The sequence below is a fragment of the Mesorhizobium sp. LHD-90 genome, assembly GCF_030929505.1.
Taxonomy (GTDB): Bacteria; Pseudomonadota; Alphaproteobacteria; order Rhizobiales; family Rhizobiaceae; genus Kumtagia.
Genome location: NZ_JAVFVV010000002.1, coordinates 78,964 through 102,937, shown reverse-complemented (window position 1 = coordinate 102,937; position 23,974 = coordinate 78,964). Strand labels below are relative to the sequence as shown.

At 64.8% G+C, this 23,974-nt stretch carries 22 protein-coding genes and 1 tRNA gene; 8 read left to right on the top strand and 15 right to left on the bottom strand.

The genetic code is table 11. The features are described 5' to 3' along the window. Positions 1–72: 72 nt before the first annotated feature. Complete coding sequence (locus tag RB623_RS02655) at positions 73–813, bottom strand: alanyl-tRNA editing protein (RefSeq protein ID WP_308055205.1); 741 nt, start codon at positions 811–813, stop codon at positions 73–75. After that, positions 813–1,847 carry a cysteine synthase A gene (locus tag RB623_RS02650; protein WP_308055204.1) on the bottom strand — a complete coding sequence of 345 codons (1,035 nt, stop codon included), beginning with the start codon at positions 1,845–1,847 and terminating at the stop codon, positions 813–815. Before RB623_RS02650 ends, RB623_RS02655 begins: the two co-directional genes overlap by 1 nt. A 278-nt stretch (positions 1,848–2,125) precedes the next feature. Here RB623_RS02650 and RB623_RS02645 point away from each other — a divergent pair, with 278 nt between their 5' ends. Further along, positions 2,126–2,770 (top strand): ChrR family anti-sigma-E factor, encoded by a 645-nt coding sequence (locus RB623_RS02645; RefSeq protein WP_308055203.1) that lies wholly within the window; start codon positions 2,126–2,128, stop codon positions 2,768–2,770. 9 nt (positions 2,771–2,779) lie between these two features. Here the strand turns inward: RB623_RS02645 and RB623_RS02640 are convergent, their stop codons facing one another. The 3 genes from RB623_RS02640 to tig form a co-directional block, all read right to left on the bottom strand. Then, entirely contained in the window at positions 2,780–3,979 is a 1,200-nt protein-coding gene (locus RB623_RS02640; protein WP_308055202.1) for an MFS transporter, read from the bottom strand. A 224-nt stretch (positions 3,980–4,203) separates the two neighbouring features. After that, entirely contained in the window at positions 4,204–5,673 is a 1,470-nt protein-coding gene (locus tag RB623_RS02635; protein WP_308055201.1) for a DEAD/DEAH box helicase, read from the bottom strand. Positions 5,674–6,110: 437 nt separating this feature from the next. Then, entirely contained in the window at positions 6,111–7,592 is a 1,482-nt protein-coding gene (tig, locus tag RB623_RS02630; protein ID WP_308055475.1) for a trigger factor, read from the bottom strand. Between the two features lie 363 nt (positions 7,593–7,955). Between tig and RB623_RS02625 the strand changes: the two genes are divergently transcribed. Continuing rightward, positions 7,956–8,040 (top strand) — tRNA-Leu (locus RB623_RS02625). A 4-nt stretch (positions 8,041–8,044) separates the two neighbouring features. Here RB623_RS02625 and RB623_RS02620 read toward each other — a convergent pair. Both RB623_RS02620 and RB623_RS02615 read right to left on the bottom strand, forming a co-directional pair. Next, positions 8,045–8,617 carry a GDYXXLXY domain-containing protein gene (locus tag RB623_RS02620; protein WP_308055200.1) on the bottom strand — a complete coding sequence of 191 codons (573 nt, stop codon included), beginning with the start codon at positions 8,615–8,617 and terminating at the stop codon, positions 8,045–8,047. After that, a complete protein-coding gene (locus tag RB623_RS02615) occupies positions 8,614–9,705 on the bottom strand; it encodes a DUF2157 domain-containing protein (protein ID WP_308055199.1) in 1,092 nt (363 codons plus the stop codon). Before RB623_RS02615 ends, RB623_RS02620 begins: the two co-directional genes overlap by 4 nt. A gap of 236 nt (positions 9,706–9,941) precedes the next feature. On the opposite strand from RB623_RS02615, the gene RB623_RS02610 reads away from it, so the two are divergent. From RB623_RS02610 to RB623_RS02595, 4 genes are all read left to right on the top strand, one after another. Beyond that, positions 9,942–10,082: a DUF1127 domain-containing protein gene (locus tag RB623_RS02610; protein WP_308055198.1), complete on the top strand. Its 141-nt coding sequence runs from the start codon at positions 9,942–9,944 to the stop codon at positions 10,080–10,082. A gap of 370 nt (positions 10,083–10,452) precedes the next feature. After that, positions 10,453–11,874: a methylenetetrahydrofolate--tRNA-(uracil(54)-C(5))-methyltransferase (FADH(2)-oxidizing) TrmFO gene (trmFO, locus tag RB623_RS02605; protein ID WP_308055197.1), complete on the top strand. Its 1,422-nt coding sequence runs from the start codon at positions 10,453–10,455 to the stop codon at positions 11,872–11,874. A 74-nt stretch (positions 11,875–11,948) separates the two neighbouring features. Next, positions 11,949–12,269, top strand: coding sequence for a type II toxin-antitoxin system ParD family antitoxin (locus RB623_RS02600; RefSeq protein WP_308055196.1), 321 nt, complete (start codon positions 11,949–11,951; stop codon positions 12,267–12,269). Beyond that, complete coding sequence (locus tag RB623_RS02595) at positions 12,223–12,558, top strand: type II toxin-antitoxin system RelE/ParE family toxin (protein WP_308055195.1); 336 nt, start codon at positions 12,223–12,225, stop codon at positions 12,556–12,558. The genes RB623_RS02600 and RB623_RS02595 overlap by 47 nt, the downstream gene beginning before the upstream one ends. A 110-nt stretch (positions 12,559–12,668) precedes the next feature. On the opposite strand, the gene RB623_RS02590 is transcribed toward RB623_RS02595, so the two are convergent. From RB623_RS02590 to yajC, 4 genes are read right to left on the bottom strand one after another with little or no spacing between them, the layout of a single operon-like run. Continuing rightward, positions 12,669–13,511: a phytoene/squalene synthase family protein gene (locus tag RB623_RS02590; protein ID WP_308055194.1), complete on the bottom strand. Its 843-nt coding sequence runs from the start codon at positions 13,509–13,511 to the stop codon at positions 12,669–12,671. 16 nt (positions 13,512–13,527) lie between these two features. After that, positions 13,528–13,917, bottom strand: a complete 390-nt coding sequence (locus RB623_RS02585; RefSeq protein WP_308055193.1) for an Mth938-like domain-containing protein — start codon at positions 13,915–13,917, stop codon at positions 13,528–13,530. A gap of 8 nt (positions 13,918–13,925) precedes the next feature. Continuing rightward, positions 13,926–16,487 (bottom strand): protein translocase subunit SecDF, encoded by a 2,562-nt coding sequence (gene secDF / locus RB623_RS02580; RefSeq protein WP_308055192.1) that lies wholly within the window; start codon positions 16,485–16,487, stop codon positions 13,926–13,928. 51 nt (positions 16,488–16,538) lie between these two features. Then, positions 16,539–16,874, bottom strand: coding sequence for a preprotein translocase subunit YajC (gene yajC / locus RB623_RS02575; RefSeq protein ID WP_308055191.1), 336 nt, complete (start codon positions 16,872–16,874; stop codon positions 16,539–16,541). A 274-nt stretch (positions 16,875–17,148) separates the two neighbouring features. On the opposite strand from yajC, the gene RB623_RS02570 reads away from it, so the two are divergent. After that, a complete protein-coding gene (locus tag RB623_RS02570) occupies positions 17,149–18,021 on the top strand; it encodes an ATP-binding protein (protein WP_308055190.1) in 873 nt (290 codons plus the stop codon). Positions 18,022–18,345: 324 nt separating this feature from the next. Here RB623_RS02570 and RB623_RS02565 read toward each other — a convergent pair whose 3' ends face one another. The 4 genes from RB623_RS02565 to serS form a co-directional block, all read right to left on the bottom strand. Continuing rightward, positions 18,346–19,938, bottom strand: a complete 1,593-nt coding sequence (locus tag RB623_RS02565; protein WP_308055189.1) for a peptidoglycan DD-metalloendopeptidase family protein — start codon at positions 19,936–19,938, stop codon at positions 18,346–18,348. Positions 19,939–20,067: 129 nt separating this feature from the next. Then, positions 20,068–20,718 (bottom strand): protein-L-isoaspartate(D-aspartate) O-methyltransferase, encoded by a 651-nt coding sequence (locus tag RB623_RS02560; protein ID WP_308055188.1) that lies wholly within the window; start codon positions 20,716–20,718, stop codon positions 20,068–20,070. Further along, positions 20,718–21,479, bottom strand: a complete 762-nt coding sequence (surE, locus tag RB623_RS02555; protein ID WP_308055187.1) for a 5'/3'-nucleotidase SurE — start codon at positions 21,477–21,479, stop codon at positions 20,718–20,720. The genes RB623_RS02560 and surE overlap by 1 nt, the downstream gene beginning before the upstream one ends. A gap of 1 nt (position 21,480) precedes the next feature. After that, positions 21,481–22,785: a serine--tRNA ligase gene (gene serS / locus RB623_RS02550; protein ID WP_308055186.1), complete on the bottom strand. Its 1,305-nt coding sequence runs from the start codon at positions 22,783–22,785 to the stop codon at positions 21,481–21,483. 177 nt (positions 22,786–22,962) lie between these two features. Between serS and RB623_RS02545 the strand changes: the two genes are divergently transcribed. Next, entirely contained in the window at positions 22,963–23,961 is a 999-nt protein-coding gene (locus tag RB623_RS02545; RefSeq protein ID WP_308055185.1) for a dihydroxyacetone kinase subunit DhaK, read from the top strand. Positions 23,962–23,974: the final 13 nt, after the last annotated feature.

Sequence of the window (23,974 nt, the reverse complement as noted above, 5' to 3'; positions counted from 1 at the left end):
CTTCGTGGGAAAAGCGCAACGACCCGACACGACCGGGGCGGGCGCCACCGCGACCTGGATTCGCGACGCCGATTACGCCGGCATCGGCCCGAAACGGATGCGGAAACGGCGGTTCTCGCGGCCTTTCTTCTCGATCTTGCCGATATGGATCTCGCCGACCTCGCCGGTGGCCGCCACATGCGTGCCGCCGCAGGGCTGGCTGTCCACGCCGGCATTGTCGCCGATGCAGACCAGCCGGATGCGGCCGGTGCCGGACGGCGGCCGCACGTTCTTCGACTTCACCAGGGTCGGATTGGCGGCGAGTTCGTCTTCGGTGATCCAGCGGATGAAGACCGGGTGGTTCGCCCGCACCAGTTCCATCATCCTTTCGGTGACGAATTCTCTGGTGTAGCTCGGATCGGGAATATCGAAATCGACCCGGCTGTCGTCTTCGGAAACCGCCGCGCCGGTGATCGGGAACGGGCAGACGACGCTGAGCAGGTGGCAGGCCGTGTGCATGCGCATCAACAGATGGCGGCGCGGCCAGTCGATCGCCAGTTTTATCGTCTCGCCCACCGCCGGCACGCTTTGGTCGGGCGTGGGAACGTGAATGATCTCGTCCTTGCTCTCGCCCGTCACGGTCGCGGCGATGGCGATGTGTCCGCCATCCGGTCGGAGCAGATGGCCCAGGTCGCCGGGTTGGCCGCCCGAAGTGGCGTAGAAGACTGTGCGGTCCAAAATGATGCCACCGCGCTCGTTGATGCCGACGACTTTTGCCTCCGCTTCGCTGAGATAGGCGTCGTCGCGGAACAGCGTCTCGGTCTGGAAGGGCATCAGGCAACCTTCTCGAACGGCACGTCGATCTCGGTGCGGCGATCCATCCAGTCCGGGATCGGCAGATTTTTGGTGCGCAGAAAATCCGGATTGAACAATTTCGACTGATAGCGTGTGCCGTAGTCGGCAAGCACGGTCACGATGGTGTGGCCGGGGCCGAGGTCGCGCGCCAACCGGATCGCGCCGGCGATGTTGATGCCGGTGGAGCCGCCTAGGCACAGCCCCTCCTCCTGCACCAGGTCGAAGATGATCGGCAGCGCTTCCTCGTCCGGGATCTGGTAGGAGAAGTCCGGCGTGAAACCGTCGAGATTGGCGGTGATGCGGCCCTGGCCGATGCCTTCGGTGATCGAGCTGCCCTCTGCCTTCAATTCGCCCGAGGTGTAGTAGCTGAACAGCGCGGCGCCGAGCGGATCGGCGATGGCGATCTTCACATCCTTGCTCTTTTCCCGCAGCCCGGCGGCGACGCCGGCCAGCGTGCCGCCGGTGCCGACCGCCGACACGAAGCCGTCGACCTTGCCGCCGGTCTGGTCCCAAATCTCCTGTGCGGTGGTCTCGACATGGCCGTCGCGATTGGCGACGTTATCGAACTGGTTCGCCCAGATCGCGCCGCGATTGTCGCTTCGCGCAAGCTGTTCGGCCAGTCGGCCGGAGATCTTCACGTAGTTGTTCGGGTTCTTGTAGGGCACGGCCGGCACTTCCAGGAGTTCGGCGCCGAGCAGCCGCAGCGCGTCCTTCTTCTCCTGGCTCTGCGTGTCGGGAATGACGATGACCGTGCGATAGCCGAGCGCCTTGGCGGCCACCGTCAGGCCGATGCCGGTGTTGCCGGCGGTGCCCTCGACGATGACGCCGCCCGGTCTGAGCAGGCCACGTTTTTCCGCGTCGCGGATGATGAACAGGCCGGCGCGGTCCTTGACCGACTGGCCGGGGTTCATGAATTCGGCCTTGCCGAGAATTTCGCAGCCGGTTTCCTCGGAGGCCCGGCGCAGCCGGATCAACGGCGTATTGCCGATCGCGTCGATGACCGAACCAAGCATCGGAAGCATCCCATCGTGACTGGGCGGCGCCGTTGCCGCGCTGCCGTTGTTTCAATCGCTGCGCGGCCGGGACGGCCGCAACGTCACCGGACTTCCTGCCAGAGAGCGCCTGCACATTCAACACGAGCGTTTCCGATGAAAATGCTTGGCCCAGTGGAATTTTGGCGTTAGCCGCATACGGCGAACGCGCTGAAATCGTGCCGGCCGGCAATCCAGACCAGCCGATTCGGCGTAGACCCGGCAATTCCCCGCCTTCAGGCGGCCCTTGCGATGGACAGATGGTTCCCGACATTTCCGAAACGCTGGACGCACTGCTCGCCCGCTATGTCGCCGGCAGTCTTCCCGCGCCGGTACGCGTCCTCGTCGAGAGCCATCTGGCGATCAAGCCGGAGAGCCGCGCCTTCGTGTCGCGGCTCGAAGTTTTGGCGGGCGGCGAGTTGACCGGAGCCGAGCCGGTCCCGCTCGGCGGGCGCCAGGACAGGCTCGACGCAATCTTCGCCAGTCCGGCGCCGGCGATTTCGGGCCGTCGCAACGAATCCCCGGGCATCCTGCCTCGGCCGCTAGTCGATTTCGTCGGTTTCGAAGAGGCGGACATTCCGTGGCGCACAAAACTGCCGGGTTTCAAGGAATACGCCCTCGGCGAGATCGACGGCTGCAATGCCAGCCTGTTCTGGCTGCGGCCGGGCCGGGCGATTCCTGACCATACGCATGACGGCTCGGAACTGTTTCTGGTGCTGGACGGTGCCTTCAACGACCAGCGCGGCCGCTTTGCGCGCGGCGACATCTCGATCGCCGACGAGACGGTGGATCATCGCCCGGTTGCGGAGACCGACCGGCCGTGCATCGGTTTCCTGGTCAGCGACGGCGGCCTGCGCCTGACCGGCCCGCTGCATCGAAAGCTGACGGACATCGTCGGGTTCTGATCGTCACCTTCAGGCGACGTGGTCGGGTTTTGCGTCGCGCGAGAAGAGGTAGATCACCAACGCCGCGCCCAGGGCCAGCGCGATGAACAGGAACAGCGCCGCATAGGCAGCCGCCGGCTCGCCGGGCACGATGCTGCGCGTGACGACCGCGCCGGTGGCGAACTGCATGACCCCAGCCCCGCCGATCGAGAAAAAATTCATCAGCGTCACGCCGCGGCCCAGCAGGCGCGGCGGCAGGAAGGCGCGCGCATGCGCCATCAGCAGGCCATAGCTGCCGCCGGCGATGCCGATCAGCATCAGCAGGCCGGTCGAGACACCGATAGAGGTCTGCGGGAACAGGCCGAGCGCAGCGACAGCCGCCAGGCAGATGCTCTTGCCGCCGACGGCCACCCATTTGCGCGTGCCGAAGAACTGGTCGAGCGGCCCGTAGACGAAAGCGCCGGCGGCCATCGAGATCGCCATGAACAAGGTGACGTTGCCGATGGTAAGCGCGTCCGCCCCGAATACATCCGCAAGATAGGGCCCGGCCCAGAGGCCACGAATGCCGATCGACGGCGCGTAGGCGATCGCGGTGAGCGGGATGATCGGCCAGAGCGCGCGGATGCGCAGCAGTTCGGCAAAGCCGGCGAAACCCGTCTGTGCCTTGGCGACGGCATGCGGATGGTCGGGGTCGCGGACCAGAAGATAGAGCGCGGCCGAAACCAGCAGCGTTACGACGCAAAGGCCGAGCATCACCGCGCGCCAGCCGAACATCATTTCGGCATGAGCGAGCGGCGCAGTGCCGATGACATTGCCTGCCGTGCCGAACGCGACCAACCAGGAGGTCAGCATGGCGAATTTCGCCGGCGAATAGAGGCGCGCGAAGATGAACAGCGCCGCCATCAGCACCGGCGCGCAGCCGATGCCCATCAGGCCGGTTGCGGCGATGATCATCCAGGGCGACGTGGCGGCTGCGAACAGCAGCGTCCCGCCGCCGGCCCCGGCGGCCAGCAGCACGGCGGCGGTGCGGCGCGGCCCGATGCGGTCGAGCGCCACGCCGACCGGGAACTGTGCCAGCGCAAAGGTCAGGAACAACGCGCCCGAGGCGATGGAAAAGTCGCCCTTGGTCATGGCAAGGTCCTCGCCGAGCACCGGCGTCAGAACGGCCAGGAATGCGCGGTAGAACTGCGAGAGCACGTAGGCGACCGCCAACGCGGCAATGCCGGCCATCCCTGCCCTCTCTTTCCAGCCTGCAAAACAATGGCGGCCGAAGCATTCGCCTCGACCGCCGTATGTCATGCCTTGCACGGAAGCAATTGGACCAAACGCGGGTTCAGTCGGTGCAAGAGAGGAAGGGGCAGTCGGTAACAGGCAGTCGGATGGCGAGGTTCGACCCTCGAATGCCTTCACCTACTCCCTACTGCCCTACTGCCCTACTGCCCTACTGCCCTACGTTACGCAGCCCGCGGTGCGTTGCGGCGACCGCGAAACGGCCGCTTCTTGCCGGCAAAGCGTTTTTCGCCGTTCGGCTGACCGGCAGGACGGCCCTCGCCGGTAGGATTGCCGGCAAAACGCTGCTGGTCGCCCTGCCCGCCAAAACGTTCGCCCTGACCGCCGAAACGCTTGCCGCCGGGCTTGCCGGAAAACGGCTTCTTGCCCTGGCGCTGCTTGTCGCCGCCCGGACGCCCGGCGCGGTGATGCTCGCGCGGCCGGGCAGCGTCCCTGTCCTCACGCGGCTCATGGCTGCGCGGTTCCGGCTGCGGGTCCGGCTCGCCGAGATGATCGGCCAGAACCGGCAGCTTCATGCGGATGATGCGTTCAACCGACCGCAGCTTTGCGTTCTCGTTGGGGTCGCACAGCGTAATCGCGGTGCCGCTGGCGCCATTGCGGCCGGTGCGGCCGATGCGGTGGACATAGCTCTCGGCTTCATCCGGCAGATCGAAGTTGATCACATGCGAGATGCCGGGAACGTCGATGCCGCGCGCCGCGATGTCGGTGGCGACAAGGATGCGCATCGAGCCGTCGCGAAAGCCGTTGAGCGCCTTCTGGCGGGCGTTCTGCGACTTGTTGCCGTGGATGACAGCGGCCTTGAATCCGTCACGCTCGAGGTCACGCACCACGCGATCGGCGCCATGCTTGGTGCGGGCGAACACCATGACAGAGCTCATGGCGGGGTCGGCCAGCATGGTCGACAGCACCTTGCGCTTCTGCTTGAGGCGGGCGAGCACCACGCTCTGCTTGATCTCGGCCGCCGTCGTGCCTTGCGGCGCGACCTCGACATGCACGGGGTCTTTCAGGATGCCGCGGGCCAGTTGCTCGATCTCGGCCGGCATGGTGGCCGAGAAAAGCGCCGTCTGGCGATCCGCATGCGTCGCCTTGGCGATGCGCTTGACGTCGTTGATGAAACCCATGTCGAGCATGCGGTCTGCTTCGTCGAGCACCAGCCAGCGGGTCTCGCCGAGCTTCACCTCGCCCTCGCGGACCAGGTCGGTCAGGCGGCCCGGCGTGGCGATCAGGATGTCGACGCCCGGGGCCATGCGCTTGACCTGGCTGTTGCGCGACACGCCGCCGAGCACCAGCGCGGTGGAGATGTGCATGCCCTTGGCGAGCACGCGGATGGTCTCCTCGATCTGCACGGCGAGTTCGCGGGTCGGCGCCAGGATCAGGGCACGTGCGGTACGCGGCAGCCGCTTGGTACCGAGCGCGGAGATTCTTGCCAGGATCGGCAGGCTGAAGGCGGCCGTCTTACCGGAGCCGGTCTGGGCGACGCCCAGAATGTCGCGGCCAGCAAGCTGGGCCGGAATGGCCTGCGCCTGGATCGGCTTCGGCATATCGAAGCCGGCGGCTTCGGTCGCCTTGAGCAGCGCACCGGTGATGCCGAGGGAAGCGAACCCTTCAAGGTTCGCGGAAATTTCAGTGTTCAAGTTCTTCTTCTTTCGCGCGGGCCAAATGGCCGCGAATGATTAAGCCCCGGCGGGGCGCAACCCGCCGTCGACATTGTTTTTATGAAACGACAAGGCGGCGGACGATCTTTTCGTCCGCGCGGCTGCGCTGTCGTGCCCGCGCTCAGAAATCGCGGGGCTTCGTCTCCAGACCGACTTTTCGGGAAAGGAGAACTACAGACGCAACCAGTCCCATCCGATGAGGAGAGCCGCAACTGTCCGCGGCCCAAGCGCCTAATGGCTGCGCATATGGCGCATCCGGGCCGGAATTGCAAGTCGTACTTGTGCATTGCAGCAACGCCCGTGCCGCGAGCGGCTTTTCGGGCCGACGGCGCGACGCAACTTTCGAGACCTGCCACCAAAGAAAAAAGCCGCCCCGAAACGGAGCGGCTCGATCTATGCAGACGGGCGCAAACGACCTATTCGGCGTCTGCTTCCTTGGCCTTCTTCTTGGCGGGAGCCTTCTTCTTCGGCTCCTCGGCGGTGGTCTCGTCCGAAGCGGCCTCGGCCTTCTTGGCGGCCTTCTTCGCCTTGCCGGAAGACTTGACCGCCGTTTCGGCGTCGTCGTCCTCGGCCATCAGTTCTTCCTTGCTCACCTTCTTGTCGGTGACGGCGATCTGGCCGAGCAGATGGTCGACGACCTTCTCCTCGAAGATCGGCGCGCGCAGCGTGGTCAGCGCGGCCTGGTTGTTGCGGTAGTAGTCGTAGATCGCCTGCTGCTGGTCGCCGGGGAAGCGGCGGACGAAGTCGAACAGTGCGCGCTGCAGTTCCTCGTCGGAAACCTGCACGCCGGCCTTCTCGCCGATCTCGGCCAGCACCAGGCCGAGCCGTACGCGGCGCTCCGCCAGCTTCTGGTAGTCGGCGCGGGCCTCCTCCTCGGTGGTCTCCTCGTCGGCGAAGGTACGGCCGGCAGCCTCGAGGTCGCGGTTGACCTGCGTCCAGATATTGTTGAACTCGGCTTCGACCAGTTTTGACGGCGCCTCGAACGAATAGGACGCATCGAGCTGGTCGAGCAGTTGGCGCTTCACCTTCTGGCGGGTCATCGAGCCGAACTGGTTCTCGATCTGGCCCTTCACGATCTCGCGCAGGCGCTCGAGTGAGTCGAGGCCGAGGCTCTTGGCCGTCTCGTCATTGATCTCCAGGGGTCCCGGCGCGGCGACTTCCTTGACGATGACGTCGAAGGTCGCTTCCTTGCCGGCCAGATTGGCGGCCTGGTAGTTTTCCGGGAAGGTGACAGTGACCTGCTTCTCGTCGCCGGCCTTGGCGCCGACAAGCTGGTCCTCGAAGCCGGGGATGAATTCCTTGGAGCCCAGCACCAGCGGCTGCCCGTTGCCGGCGCCGCCCGAAAAAGCCTCGCCGCCGATCTTGCCGAGATAGTCGATGGTGACGCGATCGCCCTCGGCGGCCGCGCCGTCCTTGGTCTCGTAGCTGCGCGCCGATTCGGCCACGCGCTTGACCTGCTCGTCGATCTCCTCTTCCGGCACGTCGTAGACCGGACGGGTTACGGCGATGGAGGAGACATCCTTGATCTCGAAGGCCGGAATAATCTCGTAGGCCAGCTTGAACTCGAAGTCGGCGCCGCCGGACAGGATTTTTTCGGCTTCCTTCTCGTCCTCGGTCATGGTGACCTCGGGCTGCGTAGCGGCCTTCTCGCCGCGCTCGGAAACGATGCTGCGTGGCGTGTCGGACAGGATCTCGTTGACGACCTCGGCCATGAACGACTTGCCGTACATCTTGCGCAGATGCTGGATCGGCACCTTGCCGGGGCGGAAGCCATTGATGCGCGCCTTGCCGCGCGCGTTCTCCAGCCTGGCCATCAGCTTCGATTCCATGTCGCCGGCGGGCACCTTGACGGTGATCTCGCGCTTGAGGCCGGAATTCAGTGTCTCGGTAACCTGCATCATAAAACCTTTGTTATCTCGAAAGGGCCGCGACGGTTAAACCGTCGCAACCCCAATCCCTTGCCAAGCGGCGATCTGGCGTTCGGAGAAACGAGACCCGGCTTCCCTCGGGAATCCAGGAAGAGATGGTCTCACCCGCGCTCCAGATATTCCGGTAAGTCTTTGTTCTTCCAGCTTCTTACCGCGAATTTCCGAAGCGGACCGTCACATCCCGTCAATTTTGTGACGCCTTTTGTCACAGGAGTGTGTCTTTTTCAACTCTCTTCGCGCGTTCCGCAGGGGCCGCCATGTGTGTTTCGGCATGGCCAAGGCCCGTTTCGGCGGCGTTGACAGTTGTCCGGCGACGTGGGAATGCCAACGAACGCGGATGTGGCGGAATTGGTAGACGCCCTGGATTTAGGTTCCAGTGCCGAAAGGCGTGGGGGTTCGAGTCCCTTCATCCGCACCAGACTTCAATAAAGCGGCTCCTCGAACAGTTTGGCGTCGCCGTCCATCAGCGCCTTGATCTGCGCTACGCCGCCGGGGCCGACAGCGGCAAGAATGCCGAAGCTGCGCACCCGCATATCGCGCTCAATCGGTTTTCCCTCGCCTTCCGGCAGATAGAAGCGCTCGATGCCGTAGTCGACGCGGATCGGATCGTCGGGACCGGAGTAGGCGAGCGTGCCGTGCAGTTCGACCTCGCCGTCACCAAAAGGCTCCGCAGGCGGGGCGTCTACATAAGCAGAATTCACGCCCCAAAAACCGTCTGGCTGCCGGCGCAGGCGTACATAGACGTCGGCGCCGCGCTCGGCTTCGTCCGGCGGGCCGAAGCTCACGAGGTCGCGCGGGATCGTCGAGATGTCGTAGCCAAGCCGCACATAATCACCGCGCAGCAGATCGCGCGGGTCGACCGGCTCGACTTTCAGCAGCACCTCGCGGCCGTCGCGCAACACGGCGGCGCGCGCAACGATCATCCATGACAGGAAGCCGATTTGGACGACGGCCAGCACCAGCGCGGAGACGAGCAGGGCATAGCGGCGCATCATGCGGGTTCCATCTTCATGCGGCGCTCAATGCGGATGATGAGGAAGGCCGCGACGGCGAGCACCAGGCCGACCGCCAGCAGCAGCCCAGCTGTGCCCAGCATGGTGCCGATCGTCGCCACGTAGAGAAAGCAGAGTTCGAAGGCGAAGCCGAGATAGGCGAGCCAGCGCAGGCCGCGGCTATCGCGGCCGAGCAGGAACACCGTTCCGGCGATGACGGCAAAAACCACCAGCGCCGCAGCGACGATCATCGCCGGATCTTCCGTATGCTCGAGTTGCAACATCGCCGCGCCGGTCAGGAAACCCAGCAGCGCGTGCAGCGGCAGACGGCCGTCAAGCTGGACGGCGCTCTCCACCGCCGGCCCGGCAAAAATGGAAGCAACCAGAACGACGAGCGACAGCGCGGCCAGGCAGGAGGCGACCAGGGTGACGTCGCCGTCGATGGCCAGCATCGCGGCATAGGCGATCAACGACAGAACGAGCAGGTGGCGCGCCGCAACGCTGCGTGTCCATAGCGAAACCGCCCAGAGCGCAGCGGCGACCAGCGGGTAGGAAAGCGGCACGAGGCTCCTGCCCCAGATGTCGAACCCTTCCGTAAACAGCCAGGATGCGGCGATCCCCGCCGCGGCGATGGTCAGCGGACCGGAGCGCAGCAGGATGGCGGCAAGCCCCGTGCCGGCGCACCAGGTGAGGATCGCCGCCTCCTCGTCGCCGGATAGATGGTACATCTGGCCGATCAGCGCGATGCCGCCGCCGAATGCCGCCGCCGCGATCAGCCAGGCACCTTCGGCAAAAGCGTCGTGGCCGCGCAGCTTGAGCAGCGCACCGCCGATATAACCCGCGAAGATGAGCGCAAACAGCAGAACGACACGGGTCAGGCGCGGAATCGCCTCCCAGTTCGAGGCGACGACCAATAGGACCGCCGCACCAAGCAAGAGCGCCGCCATCATCATCAGCACAAAACCGAAGCTGAACGAGCGCCGGTCGTTCGCCTCGGCGTCGCGCAGCATCGCCGCGCCGGCCGCATGATCGATCAGGCCCTGCCCGATCCAGCGCTCAATGTCCCGCGACAGCCGTTTCGAATAACCCATCGTTCCCAACGCGCGCCCTGCAGACCGTCACTTCAAAGTCTTACTGCAACCAGTTGACGGTACGAAACGATTTTCGAATCGGGCTCGATCACTCTCCACCCTCCAAAGCCGCCACATGTTGCATTGCACAATTCGCATTGCTGCTATGCGGTATCGACACTTTTCATCCGCCCGCCATGCACTTATTTTCGGATTGTGAAAAAAAGAGACGAACGAAAGACGAAACGAGCACGACCATGAACCTGATCCGCAACTATCGCAACTGGCGCCGCTACCGGGAAACCGTTTCCGAGCTGAGCCGCCTGTCGAACCGCGAGCTTTCCGATCTCGGCTTCAGCCGCAGCGACATCCCCTACGTCGCGCGCAAGGCGATTTAAAGGAATTTCGCCGGAACCGACCTCCTCCCCGGTTCCGACGGATACGGCCAGTCTCTCCTCCTCCCGATGACTGGCCACCAAAACGGCACCCGCCGGACCTCCTCCCCCGGCGGGTGCTGTTGAAACAGCGCTTCGCACGCACCATATGCGAAAAGAACATCGCCGGCCCATCCTCCTCCCAGGGTTCGGCGACTACGGGCAGCCTTCTCCTCCTCCCGAACGCTGCCCGGCCTATGCGACACCCGCCGGACCTCCTCCCCCGGCGGGTGTTGTGTTTTCGGGGTTTCGATACCAGCCAAAAGCTGTTCCTGCCGTCGGCGTTTCCCGCCAGCCCGTTGCTTTCGGCAAGCGCGCGGACTATTTGCGGCCAATGATCTCACCCATCCATATCGTCGGCGGCGGGCTCGCCGGATCGGAAGCTGCATGGCAGGCGGCCGAGGCAGGCGTTCCGGTGATCCTGCACGAGATGCGCCCGGTGCGCGGCACCGACGCGCACAAGTCCGACGGGCTTGCCGAACTGGTCTGTTCCAATTCCTTCCGCTCCGACGACGCGGCGACCAACGCGGTCGGCCTGCTGCATGCCGAGATGCGGCTGGCGAATTCGCTGGTCATGGGCTGCGGCGACGCGCACCAGGTGCCGGCCGGCGGCGCGCTGGCGGTCGACCGCGATGGGTTTTCCGCGGCCGTCACGGCGAAACTCGAAGCGCATCCGCTGATCAGCATCGTGCGCGAGGAAGTGACCGGCCTGCCGCCGGAAGACTGGGACCAGGCGATCATCGCCACCGGACCCCTCACCGCCCCATCCCTGGCGCAGGCGATCGCGGAAAAGACCGGCGCCGACGCACTGGCCTTCTTCGACGCCATCGCGCCGATCGTGCATTTCGACACGATAGACATGAATGTCTGCTGGTTCCAGTCGCGCTACGACAAGGTCGGGCCGGGTGGCACCGGCAAGGACTACATCAACTGCCCGATGGACCGGGCGCAATACGAGGCCTTCGTCAAGGCGCTGGTCGAAGGCCAAAAAACCGAGTTCAAGCAGTGGGAGGGCACGCCCTATTTCGACGGCTGCCTGCCGATCGAGGTGATGGCCGAGCGCGGCGTGGAAACGCTGCGGCATGGGCCGATGAAGCCGATGGGCCTCACCAACGCCCACAACCCGACAGTAAAGGCCTATGCGGTGGTGCAACTGCGCCAGGACAACGCGCTGGGCACGCTCTACAACATGGTCGGCTTCCAGACCAAGCTGAAGCATGGCGAGCAGGTGCGCATCTTCCGCACCATTCCGGGGCTGGAGAACGCCGAATTCGCGCGTCTTGGGGGCCTGCACCGCAACACCTACATCAATTCGCCGACCCTGCTCGACCCGACCTTGCAATTGAAAGGCCGGCCGGGCCTGCGCTTCGCCGGCCAGATCACCGGCTGCGAGGGCTATGTCGAGAGCGCGGCGATCGGACTGCTCGCGGGTCGCTTCGCCGCGGCGGAACGGCTGGGCAAGCCGGTCTCGCCGCCGCCGGCTACGACCGCCTTCGGCGCGCTGCTCGGCCACATCACCGGCGGCCATATCGTTTCCGACGACGAACCCGGAAAACGCTCGTTCCAGCCGATGAACGTCAATTTCGGCCTGTTCCCGCCGCTGGAAGCCGGGACCAAGCTGCGCCCCGACGATTTCGAGGGACGTTTTCGCGGCAAGGACAAGACGATCGCCAAGAAGAAGGCGACGACCAGCCGGGCGCTACGGGATTGCCGGGCGTGGCTGGGGATCGAGCCGGCGGTGCGTGCGGCGGAGTAGCCGATCCGTCTCATTGGACAGAGTTTGGTGAGTAGGATATCATCCCACTCTCAAAATTCTGCCGGAGCGATCTTATGGAATCGGCTGAAAAACTCTCCGTAACCGTGACCCCGGCCATGGCGCGCATGATCCGCGAAAAGGTCAAGGACGGCTCCTACGGCTCTGCCAGCGAGGTGATCCGTGCGGCGTTGCGCGCCTTGCAGCGCGATGAGGAAGAGCACGCCGAGCGCATGGCTTCGATCAAAGCTCGTACGAAGGCGTCGCTTGAAGACCCGCGCCCGGCGATCCCAATCGACGAGGCATTCGCAGTTCTGGACCATTACATCGACCGGCTGGGGGAGACGTCGGATGATACAAAGACTGCGCGTGGAGCTACGGCAAAGCGCGCTGGATGATTTGCGCAATGTTGCCAAGCATATAACAGAAGGGTCGGGCAGCAGCACGGTCGCGCGCCGTTTCATAGGGCGAATCAAGGATCGTTGCTATCGCATAGGCGACATTCCACGTGGAGGCAGAACGCGGGACGACATCTCGCCGGGCCTGAGGACGGTGCCATTCGAACGGTCGGCAGTGATAACCTATGTCATCGAGGGCGATAGGGTTCAGATCGTCAACGTATTCTATGGCGGACGCGACTTCGAGGCGATCCTACGCGGCCAGCACCAGGAAGCGACGGACGACTGATCGCCACAATGGCGACGAGGATTAGCAGGCTCAAGGCAATTCCTCCGGGCAGGCAGTACCTGTCCGTCGAGTCGTAGCGTTTTGACCTATACGTTAAAGAAAGAGCTTATTCACCACCCGCGCGAGGCGGTGCGCAGAAGCGACCAGTGCCGTTTCCAGGCCGGGACGTTCCCGGTGTGTGCGATCGCCTTCTTCGGATCTCGCGACAACACCGCCAGATGGACAGGCACCAATGCAAGCGGCAGGAAGGCGGGACGCAACGTCTCGGGAAGCGCGCCCGCTCGCACAACGAACGCGGAAAGATGTTCCTGGGCCAGCGCGATCATCGCCGCGACGGCGCGTTCGGCCGCCGCGCCCGCGCCGGCGGCAATGAACTCTTCCGGCGTCGTCCCGGCGGCGGCCAGTATATCGCGGGGTACGTAGCATTGCCCCCTCGCCCGGTGCAGCGGCAGCAGCCGCAGAATGCCGGTAATCGCCTGAGCGCAGCCGGCATGACCCGCAAGCGCGGCAAAATCCGGCGCGGCGTTCGCATCAAGCACCATCGCCGCCAGTTGGATCAGCGCGCCGGCAGTCTCACCGCAATAGCCTTCGAGGTCTGTGCGCGACGGCATCGGGTCGTCGTAGAGGCCGAAGATGCGCGCCTCGAGATAGTTGTCGAACGCCGCGATGGGCAGGTTGTGACGGTCGATGGTATGGATAAGTGCATCGGCAAGCGGATGGCCGGTCGCCGCGCCAGCGGCGTGTCCGGCGATCACGTCGCGCCACCATTGCAGCCGAACCTCCCCGGGCAGCGCCTCGCGGACCTTGTCACGGATGCCCGCGATCTCGGCGTTGAAGGCATAGAGCGACAGCAGCGCCTCGCGTCGGTCCGGCGGAGCATAGAGCACGGAGAGGTAGCGGTCGTAGTCGGCGTCGCGGACCCGTTCGGCCACCAGCTTTGCTTCGTCCGTCACGTCGGCTCTCGAATGCCTAGTCGACGGCGATCAGCGCGGCCGCGACCGCGCGGTCCTCGGCCAGCAGGACATTGTAGGTCCTGACCGCCGCGCCGGTCGACATCGGGTCGGCGGAAATCCCCGCCTGGCGCAATGCCGCCCGCAACTCCGCCGGCAGCGGCCGAAGATTCTTTCCGGTGCCGACGAGAAGGATTTCGACATCGCCGGCCTCGGCAAGCAGCCGGGAAAAATCCCCGGGCGCGAGCGCAACGGGATTCTCTGGCTCCCAGCCATAGACGCCGGAGGGCAGGCACAGCAGCGAGCCCCGGTGCGACATGTCGGCAAAGCGGAAGCCGCCATTGCCATAGGCATCGATCGGCGCACGCCCGGGAAAATGCGCCTCGCGCATCACGATGCCGGACGCCATGATCGGCGTCAGGCCTGCGGCGCCTGGGCGGCGGCCGGCAGGCTGGTCTCGTCCTTCTTGTCCGCCTCGAAACTTTCAGGCCTGAGCTTGAACAGGATCAGCAGCGGGCCGGCGACGAAGATCGACGAATAGGTGCCGACCAGGATGCCGAAGATCATGGCGAAGGTGAAGGAGCGGATGACCTCGCCGCCGAACAGATAGAGCGCGATCAGCGCCAGCAACGTCGTCACGCCGGTCAGCACGGTACGCGACAGCGTCTGGTTCATCGACAGATCGAGCAACTGCTCGATTGGCATCTTCTTGTATTTGCGCAGGTTCTCGCGCACGCGGTCGTAGACCACGACGGTGTCGTTGATCGAATAGCCGACGATTGTGAGGATCGCCGCGATACTGGTCAGGTTGAACTCAAGGCCGGAGACCACATAGAGCCCGACCATCATGGTGACGTCATGCACCGTCGCGATCACCGCCCCCAGGCCGAACTGCCATTCGAAGCGGAACCAGATATAGATCAGCATGGCCACCAGCGACGCGAGAATGCCCATCGTGCCCGCCCACGCGAGTTCCGACGAGACGGTCGGGCCGACCGACTCAACCCGGCGGAAATCGTAAGAGTCTTCCAGCGCCATCCGGACCTTTTCGACGACGCTCTGCTCGGCATTGTCGCCGGCGTTCTGGCCCTCGACGCGGATGAGCAGGTCGCGGTCGGAGCCGAACTCCTGCACCTGGACGTCGCCCATGTTGAGTTCGCCCAGCACCTCGCGCACGGCGGCCGAATCCGCCGGCCCATCCTTGGACTGAACCTCGATGCTGGTGCCGCCGCGGAAATCGATGCCGTAGTTCATCTCCACCGTGAAGAATAGCGCGACGGCAGCAATCGACAGGGCCGCCGACAGCGAGAAGGCGTATTTGCGCCAGCTCATGAAGGGCAGCTTGGTGTCGTCCGGAATGAAGCGGACGAAGCCGTTCGGCAGCTCCTTCGGCTTATAGTGCTTCAGCCACATCGCGATCATCCAGCGCGTCAGCGTGAAGGCGGTGAAGACGGTTGTGACGATGCCGACGGCCAGTGTCACGGCAAAGCCCTTCACCGGGCCGGTGCCCATGTAGAACAGGATGACCGCGGCGATGAAGGTGGTGAAGTTTGCGTCGACGATGGTCGCCAGCGCGCGCGCGAAGCCTTGATCCAGCGATTGCACCAGCGAGCGGCCCCATCGCCGCTCCTCGCGCACGCGTTCGTAGATGATGACGTTGGAATCGACCGCCATGCCGACCGTCAGCACGATGCCGGCGATGCCGGGCATGGTGAGCGTGGCCCCAAGCGCCGACAGGATGGCGATGATCAGGATGACGTTGGCGGCAAGCGCGATGTTGGCGATGATGCCCAGCGTGCCATAGGCGACCAGCATGAAAGCAATGACGAGGATGCCGGCGATGATCGCCGCGAATTCGCCGGCAGCGACCGAGTCGGCGCCCAGGCTCGGGCCGACCGTGCGCTCCTCGACGATGGTGAGGTCGGCCGGCAGCGCGCCGGCGCGCAGGAGCACCGCGAGATCGTTGGCGGACTCCGGCGTGAAATTGCCGGAGATCTGGCCGGTGCCGCCGAGGATCGGCTCGCGGATCTGCGGTGCCGAAATCACCTGATTGTCGAGGATGATGGCAAACAGCCGCCCGACATTCTGCTGTGTCGTTTGGCCGAAACGAGCCGCGCCCTTGCCGTCGAAACGGAAGGAGACAACCGGCTCGCTCGTGCGCTGGTCGAAAGAGGCCTGCGCATCGACGAGATTCTCGCCCGAAACGATGACACGGTCCTCGATCAGATAGGGCACCGGCGGATCATCGGTGGAATAGAGCACGCTGGAGCCCGCCGGCGGCCGGCCCTGGACCGCCTCCTGCACCGGCATCGACTGGTCTACCATCTGGAACGTCAGCTTTGCCGTCTGGCCGAGGATTTCCTTGAGCCGCTGCGGGTCCTGTAGGCCGGGAACTTGCACCAGGATACGGTCGGCGCCCTGGCGCTGGATGGTGGGTTCGGTCGTGCCGAGCTCGTTGACGCGCCGCCCGATGACCTCGATCGACTGCGTCACCGCCGAGGACATGCGGTAGTTGATGCCTTCCTCGGTGAGCGTGTAGCGCAGCAAACCCTGCTCAGGCTCTTCCAGCGTCAGTTCCGCGAGCGATCCCGTCCCGAACACGCCGCTGCTCACCGGCTGGATCAGTGTCGCCAGCGCAGTCTTGGCCTGTTCGACTTCATTGGCCTCGCGGATGCGCACCTGTACGGACGTGCCGGTACCGGACAGGCCGGTGTAGCCGATCTTGGCGTCGCGCAGCAAAGTGCGAATATCATCGCGCACCGTCTGGAGGCGTTCGTTGACCAGGTCGTTGCGATCGACCGCGAGCAGGATGTGCGAGCCGCCCTGCAGGTCGAGACCGAGCGTCATCGGCCGGTTGGGGATCCAACCGGGCAGACTGTCGCGGAAGGACTGGGTGAAGAGGTTGGGGATGGCAAAGATCACGCCCAGGAGCACGACGCTCCAGATCGAAATCGTCTTCCAGCGTGAAAAATAGAGCATCTTGCCTCTGTCAGCGCGGCATCAACAGGAGAGTCTAGCTCCTGAAGGCGTTTATTTCTTGACGTTCTGGTTGGCGACCGGCTCGCCGCGCACCCGCACGTCGGCAATGGTCGAGCGCAGTGCCGTGACCTTCATGCCGCCGAGATCGATCTCCAGCTCGTTGTCGTCGATGACTCGCGTCACCTTGCCGACGAAGCCGCCGCCGGTGACGACCGTGTCGCCCTTGCGGATCGCCGCCAGCATCTCGCCGCGCTTCTTTACCTGAGCGCGCTGCGGGCGGATGATCAGGAAATACATGATCACGAAGATCAGCACGAAGGGCAGGATGCTGATGAACATGTCCGGGGTCCCGCCCGCGGCCTGTGCGTATGCCGGCGTCACGATCATGCAGTGTGCTCCTGAAATGGAAAAAGGGCCCTGCGGGGCCCGCCAAAGTTGGCCGGAATATAGTCGGTCGAACCGTCAATGCAACTACACCTGTAGGCTTCGCCGGCGCTTTTCAGTGCCGATTCCGGTGCATTTTGTCGCTTGCGGGCCGATCGCACTCCAGGCTGACGGCCGATGACCCGTATTTGTCGCTGCTGGACCACAGCCTTCCCCTTGGGCATCGCGGCGGATTCGCGTATCGCTGCGGCGATATAGTTTGACCGGACACACCTACATGCCCACCGTATCCCTGCAAGCCCTCCTCGACAGGATCGACCTGCTGACCGCCGCCGTCGACCGCATCGCCCCTCCCGCGCCGCCGGAAGCCGATCTCGACGCCGCCGACTGCTTTGTCTGGTCGGCCGAACAGGGCGTGCTGGAGCCGGTACATCGGGTGAACCGCGTCGAGATCGGACTGATCCGCGGCGTCGACCGGGTGCGCGACATCCTAGTCGACAACACGCAGCGTTTCGCGGCCGGCCTGCCCGCCAACAACGTGCTCCTGTGGGGTGCGCGCGGCATGGGAAAGTCCTCGCTGGTCAAGGCGGCGCATGCCACCGTCAACCGCGAAAACGACGGCGCGGGGCTGAAACTCGTCGAGATCCATCGCGAGGACATCGACACCCTGCCCCGCCTGATGGCGATCCTGAAAAAGGCGCCGCACCGCTTCATCCTGTTCTGCGACGACCTGTCGTTCGACCACGACGACACGTCCTACAAATCGCTGAAAGCGGCGCTGGAGGGCGGCGTCGAGGGCCGGCCGGCCAACGTCATCTTCTACGCCACGTCGAACCGCCGGCATCTCTTGCCGCGCGACATGATCGACAACGAGCGCTCGACGGCCATCAACCCGTCCGAGGCGGTGGAGGAAAAGGTCTCCCTATCCGATCGCTTCGGCCTGTGGCTCGGCTTCCACAAATGCTCGCAGGACGAATATCTGGAGATGATCGACGGCTACGTCCGCTATCACGATCTCGAGACGGATGCCGACACACTGCGCGCCGAAGCGCTGGAATGGGCGACGACACGCGGCAGCCGCTCGGGCCGCGTCGCCTGGCAGTTCATCCAGGATCTGGCCGGCCGGCTCGGCAAGCCGCTGAAGGATTGATTTCCAGTGCGTTCTTCGAGGCTCGCCCGCAGAGGTCTATTCTCATAAGTTCAATGTATTGCGGGCTCGCACCTCAGGATGAGGACCGTTGTGCCTGCAACGCTCGCCTTCAGCGGGGGTCTGGCTCCTGTGTTGCCGACCATTTCGGCGTCGACGGCAGGTTCAACACTGAAGGATGTCAGGACCAACCTGAAAGGCCAGCGTTGCAGGCACAACGGTCCTCATCCTGAGGTGCGAGCCCGCAAAGCGTTGAAATCGTGCAGCAGACCTTGACGGGCGAGCCTCGAAGGACGCACCGAAGAAGGGCTCATCGGCAATGAAAGCCTATTCCAGATAGGTCGAGGGATCGACCGGAGCGGAATTCTTGCGCACCTCGAAATGAAGCTTTGGCGCATTGGCGTTGCCGCTCATGCCCGAAACCGCGATCTCGTCACCGCGCTTGACCTTCTGGCCGCGTTGCACCTTCAACTCGGAGGCATGACCGTAGACGGTGACCAGCCCGTTCTCGTGGCGAACCAGCACGGTGTTGCCGAATTCCTTGAGACCATCGCCGGCATAGATGACCACGCCGTTCTCGGCGGCCTTGACGGGCGTGCCTTCCGGCACGGCGATGTCGATGCCGTCCTTGTCGGCGCCGCCGCCCTTGCCGTAACCCGAGATGACCTTGCCGCGCACCGGCCAGCGCATGCGGTCGATACCGGTGGAATTCGGCGCCGCGGCTTCCGACTTCTCGGCCTGTTCGATGACCTTGTCGTCCTTCTTCGCCGGGGCGATGGCGGCAACCGTCTCTCCCTGCGCGACCTTCTTCGGCGCGGCCGGCACCGCGCTGGTGGCGACCGGATCGACCGCCGGAACCGCCTTGGCGACCGCCGCCTCGCCGGCGGCCGGCACCTTCAGCGTCTGGCCGATCTTGAGGATGCCGTCTTCCATGCCGTTGGCGGCCTTGAGCGCAGTGACGCTGACGCCGGTCTTCCGGGCGATCTTCGACAGCGTATCGCCGGATTCTACCGTGTAGGCACCCTTGGCGGCAGCGGCCTTGACGGGTTCGGCCTTTGCGGGCTTGGCCTCGTTCGAGGCGGTCGTGCCCAGAGGAGCAGGAGCGGCGCTCTCCTTCACCTTCGGCGTCTGCGGCAGAACGGCCAACTTGTCCTGCGGCGCGCGACTCGGCAGCGGCACCTTGTTGGCCGGCACGTCATATTTGGTGCCGGTCGACGAGCGGGCGTCGGCGACGTTCGGATCGCTGTCAGGCGCCGAGACAGGCGCCTTGTTGGAATAGACATAGGTCGGGATGACGATCTTCTGGCCAGTCTGGAGGGCCCCACCGCCGGGCAGGCCGTTGACCTGCGCGATCACATTGGCGGGCACGCCGAAGCGCCGCGACAGGTTGTAGACGGTCTCGCCCTGCTTAACGGTCACCTGCGTGCCGCCGGCGCGCGACCAGCCGGCCGGCTCGTTAGGCTCGACCGCCATGCGCGGCTCGGTCGTTCCGGTCGGCTTGTTGTCGAGTTGCTCGGCGGAAGCGAGCTTCGGCGCTGCAGCTTTTGGTTTTGCGGCTTCCGCCACAGGAGCGCGCAGCGTCTGTTCGGCCGGCGCGGTCGCAGCGGGGGCGGACCGGGCCGTGACGGTCGGCGCCGGCAAGGGCTGCGAGGAGACGGGCGGCAGGACGTTGCGGTTGACCGCCCCGGTCTGCACAGGGGCTGCCGGAGCGGCGGCAACCGGCGCCGTATCGCCCGGATAGGGCTGGCTCTCGCCATTGATGATCTGGCGCTGATTCGCCGTCGACCCGGTAAAGATGTCGTCGGTGGAATTGAAGCGCGAGAACTGGGAACTGCACCCGGCTGTCATTCCCGTCAGCAGGAGCAGGGCCGCGCCGCGCCAAAGCTTGCGCTTGTCAGACCGCAATACACTCACCAGCATCGCAATAACCCGCTTACACCCGGTACAAACACAAGCATGATTAAAGCGCGTTAATCTTACTGGGCGGTTAAGAGCGGCGGCGTCCGCGCCGAAATTTTAAGCCTGTTGGCGCCTCAGCGAGCGACCGGGTCACAGCACGGCGGCGGCGCCCTTGAGGATCGGCTGGAAGCGCACCGCGCCGATATCCTCGCGCTCGAATCGGCTGCCGACCTTGGTAAGGCGCACCAGCACCTGCTTTCCCTCTTCTGGGCCTATCGCCGCCACCATGGTGCCGCCGGTTGAAAGCTGGTCGACGAAAATGCGCGGATGACTGTCGAAGGCCGCCCACACGACGATGCGATCGAACGGTCCCTCATTTGCGAGCCCGCTTGTGCCGTCGGCCTGGCGGGCAATCACGTTCTGGATGCCGAACTGCTCGAAGCGCATGCGCGCCTGCTCGACAAGCGTCTTGTAGCGGTCGAGCGTGGTGACGCGGCCAGCCAGCCGAGAGATAACGGCGGCGGTGTAGCCGGTGCCGGTGCCGATCTCCAGCACGCGGTTACCGGGTTCGAAGCCGAGCGCGGCAACGATCTGCGCCTGCAGATCGGCGCCCTCGATCGCCTCGCCGCATTCGATCGGCAGAGCGCGATCGGACCAGGCAAGCTCCTGGAACTGGCCGGACAGGAACGGCCCGCGCGGCGTCGCCTCGAAGGCGGAGAGCACATGCGCCGGCACGCCGCCGCGGCCGCGCATGCGCAGCATGAAGGCGGCGAAACCTTCGCGGTCCGGCCCGCCGATCATCAGGCAAGCGCCTTCGTCAACTGGTCGCGCAACTCATGCGCGGTCAGATCCATCTTCAGCGGCGTCACCGCGATGCGGCGGTTGCCCAACGCGTGCAGGTCTGTACCGGCCTTCGGCTCGGCGGTGCCACGGCCGAAGCGCAGCCAGTAGTAAGGGAAACCGCGGCCGTCGGCGCGCTCGTCGATCCACATGCCGTAGCCGAGCTTGCCCTGCTCGGCGACCACGACACCCTCGACCTCGTCCGGCGCGCAGTTGGGGAAATTGAGATTGAGGAAGACACCTGGCGGCAGGTTTGTCGCCAGGAGCTTGTCGAGCAGCGCCGGCGCATGCGCTTCGGTGGTTTCCCACGGCACGTCGCGGCCGATATCCTGCTTCAGCACATAGGCCTGGCTGAGCGCGATCGAGCGAATGCCGAGCAGCGTGCCTTCCATGGCGCCGGCCACCGTGCCGGAATAGGTGATGTCGTCGGCAACGTTGGAGCCGGAATTGACGCCGGACAGTACCAGGTCCGGCGGCTCCGGCATCAGCTTCTTGACGCCCATGATGACGCAGTCGGTCGGCGTGCCGCGCACCGCGAAATGCCGGTCGTCGAGCTTTCGCATGCGCAGCGGCTGCGACAGCGACAGCGAATGCGCGAAACCCGACTGGTCGGTCTCCGGCGCGACCACCCAGACGTCGTCGCTCAACTGGCGCGCGATGCGCTCGAGGCACAACAGGCCATCAGCATGGATGCCGTCGTCATTGGTGAGCAGAATGCGCATTTCAGGCAGCCCCGATCTTTTCGAGCCCACCCATATAGGGGCGCAATGCTTCAGGAATGCTAACGGAACCATCCTGGTTCTGGTAATTCTCGATGACGGCAATCAACGCCCGTCCCACGGCCACGCCGGATCCGTTCAGCGTGTGCACGAACAGATTGCCCTTGCCGCCCTTGTCCCTGTAGCGGGCGTCCATGCGGCGAGCCTGGAAATCGCCGCAGACCGAGCAGGACGAGATCTCGCGATACGCGTTCTGGCCGGGCAGCCACACCTCGATGTCATAAGTCTTGCGGGCGCCGAACCCCATGTCGCCGGTGCAGAGCGTCACCGTACGGAACGGCAGGCCGAGGCGTTTCAAGACCTCTTCCGCGCACTGGGTCATGCGCTCGTGCTCGGCGATGGAGTTTTCCTGATCGGTGATCGACACCAGTTCGACCTTGTAGAACTGGTGCTGGCGCAGCATGCCGCGCGTGTCACGCCCGGCCGAGCCGGCTTCCGAGCGGAAGCACGGCGTTAGCGCGGTGCAGCGCAGCGGCAACTGATCATGCCTGAGGATTTCCTGGCGCACGAGGTTGGTCAGCGGGACCTCGGCGGTGGGGATGAGGCCGAGACGGCTTTCGCCGTGCGGCACGAAAAATAGGTCGTCCTCGAATTTCGGGAGGTTGCCAGTGCCGAAAAGCACATCATCGCGGACCATCAGCGGCGGCTGCACTTCCATGTAGCCATGCTCGGTCGTGTGGAGGTCGAGCATGAACTGGCCGAGCGCACGTTCGAGCCGGGCCAATTGGCCCTTCAGCACGGTGAAGCGGGCGCCCGACAGTTTCGCCGCGCGTTCGAAGTCCATGAAGCCGAGCGCCTCGCCGATCTCGAAATGCTCCTTGACCCAGTTCGGGCGGGGCCTGACCTCGCCGACCTTGCGGACCTCTACATTGCCGTGCTCGTCAGCGCCCACCGGCACGTCATCCAGCGGCACGTTGGGAAGCACCGCCAGCGCATCCTCGAGCGCCTGGTCGTTGTCGCGCTCGACCTGCTCGGCGCCGGACAGCCACGCCTTGATGCCGTTGACCTCGTCCTTCAGCGTTTCCGCCAGCGCCATGTCCTTGTTGCGCATGGCGTTACCGATCTCGCGCGAGGCGGCGTTGCGGCGCTCCTGCTTTACCTGCAACTCACCAAGATGGGCGCGGCGCGTCTCGTCCTTGAAAATTAAATCATCGACCGCCGACCGCGCCTCGTCCTCCGACCATTGGCGCTTCACCAGCGCATCGATCAGGGCCTGCGGCTTTTCGCGAATCCATTTGATATCGAGCATGGGCTGTATCGGGTGATTTCGTTGAGGGATTTTCGATGCCGCTCATGCCGGACCCATGCGGCGGTGTCAAATCACGGACGTTGGTGCAGGCCCCAGCACCACCTCGATAGGCGTCGCGAGGCTGGCATTCCGCGCCGCGCCGCGTAGTATCGCGCATCGCATACCGGGAGGACGTCCTTGCAGACCAAGAAGATCATCAATGACGGCAACAAGGCCGTCGACGAAATGCTGGAAGGCGTGCTCGCCGCCCATCCCAACCACCTTTTCGCCGTCCCCGGCAGCCCGCGTTCGATCGTGGCCAGGAACGGCCCGCGCCCGGGAAAAGTCGGCATCGTCATCGGCGGCGGCTCCGGCCACGAGCCGACTTTTCTGGGCTATGTCGGCAAGGGCCTTGCCGATGGCTGTGCGGTCGGCAACGTCTTCGCCTCGCCGCCCCCCGACCCGATCCTCGAATGCGCCAAGGCGGTCAATGGCGGCGCCGGCGTGATCTTCCAGTACGGCAACTATGCCGGCGACGTGATGAATTTCGACATGGCCGCCGAGATGGCGGCGATGGACGACATCGAGGTGCGCACCGTGCTCACCACCGACGACGTCGCCACCTCGGTCAAGGCGAAGCGGCGCGGCGTCGCCGGCAATTTTTTCGTGTTCAAGGCGAGCGGCGCGGCCGCCGACAAGATGTTTTCCCTCGACGAGGTCGAGCGCATCGCGCGAAAGGCCAACGACCAGACATTCACCATGGGCGTCGCGCTGTCGCCCTGCTCGTTGCCGCAGACGCGAAAGCCGAATTTCGAGATCGGCGACGACGAGATGGAGATCGGCATGGGCATCCATGGCGAACCGGGTGTCCAGCGTGGCAAACTGAGAACCGCCGACGAGATCGTCGACGACATGCTCGACCGGATTTTTGCGGAGATGGTTCCCTCGCGCGGCGACAGGGTTGCGGTTCTGGTGAATTCGCTCGGCTCAACGCCGCTGATGGAACTCTACATCATGAACCGCCGCGTCCAGCAGCGCCTGGCCGATAGCGGCGTCGGCGTCCACGCCACCTGGGTCGGCCCCTATTGCACATCGCTGGAAATGGCGGGGGCCTCAGTGACGCTGCACCGCCTCGACGGCGAATTGCAGGAGATGCTGGACCGGCCCTGCGATTGCGCCATGTTCCGTGCCGGCTGACCCGCTACAGCGC

Bases quoted from the DNA above. Each gene is read 5' to 3' on its own strand.
- RB623_RS02655 (WP_308055205.1), bottom strand. From the start codon at position 813: ATGCCCTTCCAGACCGAGACGCTGTTCCGCGACGACGCCTATCTCAGC.
- RB623_RS02650 (WP_308055204.1), bottom strand. From the start codon at position 1,847: ATGCTTGGTTCGGTCATCGACGCGATCGGCAATACGCCGTTGATCCGG.
- RB623_RS02645 (WP_308055203.1), top strand. From the start codon at position 2,126: ATGGTTCCCGACATTTCCGAAACGCTGGACGCACTGCTCGCCCGCTAT.
- RB623_RS02640 (WP_308055202.1), bottom strand. From the start codon at position 3,979: ATGGCCGGCATTGCCGCGTTGGCGGTCGCCTACGTGCTCTCGCAGTTC.
- tig (WP_308055475.1), bottom strand. From the start codon at position 7,592: ATGCAGGTTACCGAGACACTGAATTCCGGCCTCAAGCGCGAGATCACC.
- RB623_RS02620 (WP_308055200.1), bottom strand. From the start codon at position 8,617: ATGATGCGCCGCTATGCCCTGCTCGTCTCCGCGCTGGTGCTGGCCGTC.
- RB623_RS02615 (WP_308055199.1), bottom strand. From the start codon at position 9,705: ATGGGTTATTCGAAACGGCTGTCGCGGGACATTGAGCGCTGGATCGGG.
- RB623_RS02610 (WP_308055198.1), top strand. From the start codon at position 9,942: ATGAACCTGATCCGCAACTATCGCAACTGGCGCCGCTACCGGGAAACC.
- trmFO (WP_308055197.1), top strand. From the start codon at position 10,453: ATGATCTCACCCATCCATATCGTCGGCGGCGGGCTCGCCGGATCGGAA.
- RB623_RS02600 (WP_308055196.1), top strand. From the start codon at position 11,949: ATGGAATCGGCTGAAAAACTCTCCGTAACCGTGACCCCGGCCATGGCG.
- RB623_RS02595 (WP_308055195.1), top strand. From the start codon at position 12,223: ATGATACAAAGACTGCGCGTGGAGCTACGGCAAAGCGCGCTGGATGAT.
- RB623_RS02585 (WP_308055193.1), bottom strand. From the start codon at position 13,917: ATGGCGTCCGGCATCGTGATGCGCGAGGCGCATTTTCCCGGGCGTGCG.
- secDF (WP_308055192.1), bottom strand. From the start codon at position 16,487: ATGCTCTATTTTTCACGCTGGAAGACGATTTCGATCTGGAGCGTCGTG.
- yajC (WP_308055191.1), bottom strand. From the start codon at position 16,874: ATGATCGTGACGCCGGCATACGCACAGGCCGCGGGCGGGACCCCGGAC.
- RB623_RS02570 (WP_308055190.1), top strand. From the start codon at position 17,149: ATGCCCACCGTATCCCTGCAAGCCCTCCTCGACAGGATCGACCTGCTG.
- RB623_RS02565 (WP_308055189.1), bottom strand. From the start codon at position 19,938: ATGCTGGTGAGTGTATTGCGGTCTGACAAGCGCAAGCTTTGGCGCGGC.
- RB623_RS02560 (WP_308055188.1), bottom strand. From the start codon at position 20,718: ATGATCGGCGGGCCGGACCGCGAAGGTTTCGCCGCCTTCATGCTGCGC.
- surE (WP_308055187.1), bottom strand. From the start codon at position 21,479: ATGCGCATTCTGCTCACCAATGACGACGGCATCCATGCTGATGGCCTG.
- serS (WP_308055186.1), bottom strand. From the start codon at position 22,785: ATGCTCGATATCAAATGGATTCGCGAAAAGCCGCAGGCCCTGATCGAT.